This is a genomic window from Streptomyces sp. NPDC047017 (assembly GCF_040644175.1).
In the GTDB taxonomy this organism is placed as follows: domain Bacteria; phylum Actinomycetota; class Actinomycetes; order Streptomycetales; family Streptomycetaceae; genus Streptomyces.
Window position 1 is genome coordinate 1 of record NZ_JBEYVW010000047.1, and the last position, 3855, is coordinate 3855.

Genomic DNA, 3855 nt, shown 5'->3' on the forward strand with positions numbered 1-3855 from the left:
GCCGCTGCGGGCGCCCCCCCGGCGGGCCCCCCCCCCCGGGGGGCGCCCCCGCCGGTCCTGGTGGCGCGGTGGCGGGCTCAGCCGGGGTACGGGGCGAGCCAGACGGTGGCCAGCGGCGGCAGGGTCAGCCGGATGTGCCCGTCCTCCGGCTTGACCGGTTCCGGGTTGCCGACGCCGCTGCCGCCGTAGCGGACGGCGTCGGTGTTCAGGACCTCGCACCAGGCGGTGACCTCACCCGGCACGTCCAGGCGGTAGTCCTCGCGGACCACGGGGGCGAAGTGCGACACCGCCAGCAGCGGGGCGCCCGACGCGTCCAGGCGCAGGAACGCGTACACATTGTCGTCGGCACAGTCCACCGCGACCCAGCGGAAACCCTCCGGCGCGGTGTCGCGCTGCCACAGGGCCGGGGTGCCGCGGTAGCGCGTGTTGAGGTCGCGCACCAGATCCCGCACCCCGCGGTGGTCGCCCGCCGAGCAGTTGCCCTCCTCAAGCAGCCACCACTCGGGACCGTGCTCCTCGGAGAACTCGCCGCCCTGCGCGAACTCCTGCCCCATGAACAGCAGCTGCTTGCCCGGATGGGCCCACATGTAGCCCAGGTAGGCCCGGTGGTTCGCCCGCCGCTGCCACCAGTCGCCCGGCATCTTCGACACCAGGGCCTGCTTGCCGTGCACCACCTCGTCGTGCGAGATCGGCAGCACGTAGTTCTCGCTGTACGCGTACACCATCGAGAACGTCATCTCGTGGTGGTGGTACTTGCGGTGCACCGGCTCCTTGCTCATGTACTGCAGCGAGTCGTGCATCCAGCCCATGTTCCACTTCAGCCCGAACCCGAGGCCGCCGCGGTCGGTCGGCGCGGTCACCCCGCCCCAGGCGGTGGACTCCTCCGCGATGGTCACCACACCCGGCGCCCGCCGGTACACGGTGGCGTTCATCTCCTGGAGGAAGGCCATCGCGTCCAGGTCCTCCCGGCCGCCGTACTGGTTGGGCGTCCACTGCCCGGAGTCGCGCGAGTAGTCCAGGTAGAGCATCGAGGCGACCGCGTCCACCCGCAGGCCGTCGATGTGGAACTCCTCGCACCAGTAGACGGCGTTCGCCACCAGGAAGTTGCGCACCTCGGTGCGGGCGAAGTCGAACTCGTACGTGCCCCAGTCCGGGTGCTCGGCGCGCTGCGCGTTCCCGGGCTCGTACAGCGGGTCCCCGTCGAAGCGGGCCAGCGCCCAGTCGTCCTTCGGGAAGTGGGCCGGCACCCAGTCCATGATCACGCCGATCCCGGCCCGGTGGCAGGCGTCCACGAAGTACCGGAAGTCGTCCGGGGAGCCCAGCCGCGAGGTCGGCGCGTAGTACGAGGTCACCTGATAGCCCCAGGAGCCGCCGAAGGGGTGCTCGGCGACCGGCATCAGCTCCACATGGGTGAAGCCCAGGTCCTTGACGTAGGCGGGCAGCTCCTCGGCCAGCTCGCGGTACGTCCGCCCCGTGCGCCAGGACGGCAGGTGCACCTCGTACACCGAGAACGGCGCCTCGTGCACGGGCGTGTCCCCGCGGTGCGCCATCCACTCGGCGTCGCCCCACTCGTGGTGCGCGGCGGTCACGATCGAGGCCGTGTCCGGTGGCACCTCGGTGCGGCGGGCCATCGGGTCGGCCTTCAGGAACCGGTCGCCGTACTGCGAGGTGATCTCGAACTTGTAGCGCGCGCCCTCGCCGATCCCGGGCAGGAACAGCTCCCACACACCGGCCGCGCCGAGCGAGCGCATCGGGAAGGCGGTGCCGTCCCAGTACGTGAAGTCCCCGGCGACCCGCACTCCGCGGGCGTTGGGCGCCCACACCGTGAACCGGGTGCCGGCCACGCCCTGGTGGACCATCGGCTGCGCGCCGAGCGCCTGCCACAGCTGCTCGTGCCGGCCCTCCCGGATCAGGTGCAGGTCCAGCTCGCCGAGGGCGGGCAGGAAGCGGTAGGGGTCGTGCACCTCGTGCTCGCCCTGCTCGTAGGCGACCACCAGAGTGTAGTCGGGGACCGTGGCGAAGGGCAGCACGGCCGAGAACAGGCCGTCGCCCTCCGACACCAGCGGGACGCGCTCGCCGCCGACGGCCACGCTCACCGCGCGGGCGAACGGGCGCAGCGCCCGCAAGGCGGTCCCGCCCGGCACCGGGTGCGCGCCGAGCAGCGCGTGCGGGTCGTGGTGGGCGCCGGACAGCAGCCGCTCACGGTCGGCCGGGTCCAGGGGCGGGGCCGCGGTCCCGGGTCCCGCCGCGGGCGGGACCGGGCCGGACGGCTCGGGAAGTGACGTGTCGCGCAGTGCCACGGGTTCAGCCTCCTCTCACGGCGAGACGTTCGATCGCCGCCATCGGTACCGCGAGCCAGTCGGGGCGGTGCCGGGCCTCGTACAGCACTTCGTACACGGCTCGGTCCGTCTCGTAGGCCCGCAGCAGGGCGTGTTTCTTACGGGGGTCCCAGCCGGCCCGGGAGGCGTAGCCGGCGCAGTACGCCTCGCGGCAGCGCCGTGCCCACTCGGGGCGCCAGGGACGGCGCTGCCGGGCGGCGTAGTCGAAGGAGCGCAGCATGCCCGCCACGTCCCGCACCGGGGACTCGGGGACACGGCGTTCGGCGAGCGGACGGGACGGCTCGCCCTCGAAGTCGATGACGAACCACTCGCGTCCGGCCCGCAGCACCTGGCCCAGGTGCAGGTCGCCGTGCACCCGCTGGGCGGCCGGCCCGGCGTCGCAGCTGGCCAGCGCGGCGAACGCGGTGCGCAGCCGGGCGGCGTAGGGCCGCAGCGCGGGCACGCTGTGCGTCGCCGCGTCCAGCCGCTCGGTCATCGCCACCGCGGTCCGCGCCACCTCCCGGTGGCCGCCGGTCGGGAAGGCGTCGGCCAGCGCCAGGTGCACCTCCGCCGTCGCCTGCCCGAGCTGGAGCGCCTGGGCGGTGAAGTCGTCCCCGGTGGCCAGCGCCCGCAGGGCCAGCGTCCAGCCGTCGGCCGCGTCCCGCAGGAACGGCTGGAGCACGCCGAGCGTCGCCTCCTCCGGCTGCGTGGTGCGCAGCCAGGCCACCGGGGCGGGCACCCGGCCGCACCCCTGCCGGGCCAGCGCCCAGGGCACCTCCAGGTCGGGGTTGATACCGGCCTGGACACGGCGGAAGACCTTCAGGATGAAGTCGTCGCCGTAGACGATCGAGGAGTTGGACTGCTCGGCGTCCAGCAGCCGCGGGACCAGGCCGCCGGGGATCGGCACCGACGGGTCCGCCTCGAAGCGCAGCGGCCCTGCCGCGCCGGGGTGCCGCAGCCGCTCCAGGAGCAGCTGCGCCGAGCGCGGGTCGCACAGCGCGTCGTAGACCGCGAGACCGGCCAGCGGTCCTGCCACCGGACGGCCGATGAAGGCCCGGTGCTGGCGCGGGGACAGCTCCCGGCGCACCCCGAGCAGCAGTTGGTAGCAGTCCGCGGGCGGCGGCACGGTGGTGCCGGCCGGCGCGGGGACACCCCCGTGACCGGTGGGGAGGCCCGCGTGTTCGGCGTGGACCAGCAGATGCAGGCAGCCCGGGAACAGCTCCGTCATCGACAGCAGCCGCAGATCGGTGACGGGCCGGTCCTTGCCGGCGAACCAGCGCTGCCTGGGCAGCCACTCGCGCAGCAGCGACCCGAGCGAGGCCATGGGGTCGGCGACGCCCACGGTGCCCGGCTGGAGGGATGCGGTCTTCGGCATGGTCACGCCTCCTTTCGTCTCGGCCACACGGTCAGACTCGTCGGCCGATCCGGGATGCGGCTCTGGTGAGCCGGAACCAGTAGAAGCCGTGGCCGGCGAGGGTGAGCAGGTAGGGCAGCTCGCCGATGGCGGGGAAGCGGACTCCGCCGATGAGTTCGACCG

Annotated in this window: 3 protein-coding genes; all 3 read right to left on the minus strand. The window is 73.7% G+C overall.

Features of this window, described 5'->3' with window-relative positions; genetic code table 11:
• Window positions 1–77 precede the first annotated feature (77 nt).
• On the minus strand, window positions 78–2300 hold the full coding sequence (gene glgB, locus ABZ858_RS37075) for a 1,4-alpha-glucan branching enzyme (RefSeq protein WP_361389398.1): 2223 nt from the start codon (window positions 2298–2300) through the stop codon (window positions 78–80).
• 4 nt (window positions 2301–2304) lie between these two features.
• The gene (locus ABZ858_RS37080; protein WP_361389401.1) at window positions 2305–3693 is read right to left on the minus strand and encodes a maltokinase; all 1389 of its coding nucleotides are present in this window, start codon (window positions 3691–3693) and stop codon (window positions 2305–2307) included.
• Window positions 3694–3724: 31 nt separating this feature from the next.
• On the minus strand, window positions 3725–3855 hold a 131-nt coding region (locus ABZ858_RS37085; protein ID WP_361389404.1), incomplete at its 5' end, for an alpha-glucosidase C-terminal domain-containing protein.

Excerpts from the sequence above, each read along its gene's own strand:
- ABZ858_RS37080 (WP_361389401.1), bottom strand. The coding sequence starts at position 3,693 with ATGCCGAAGACCGCATCCCTCCAGCCGGGCACCGTGGGCGTCGCCGAC.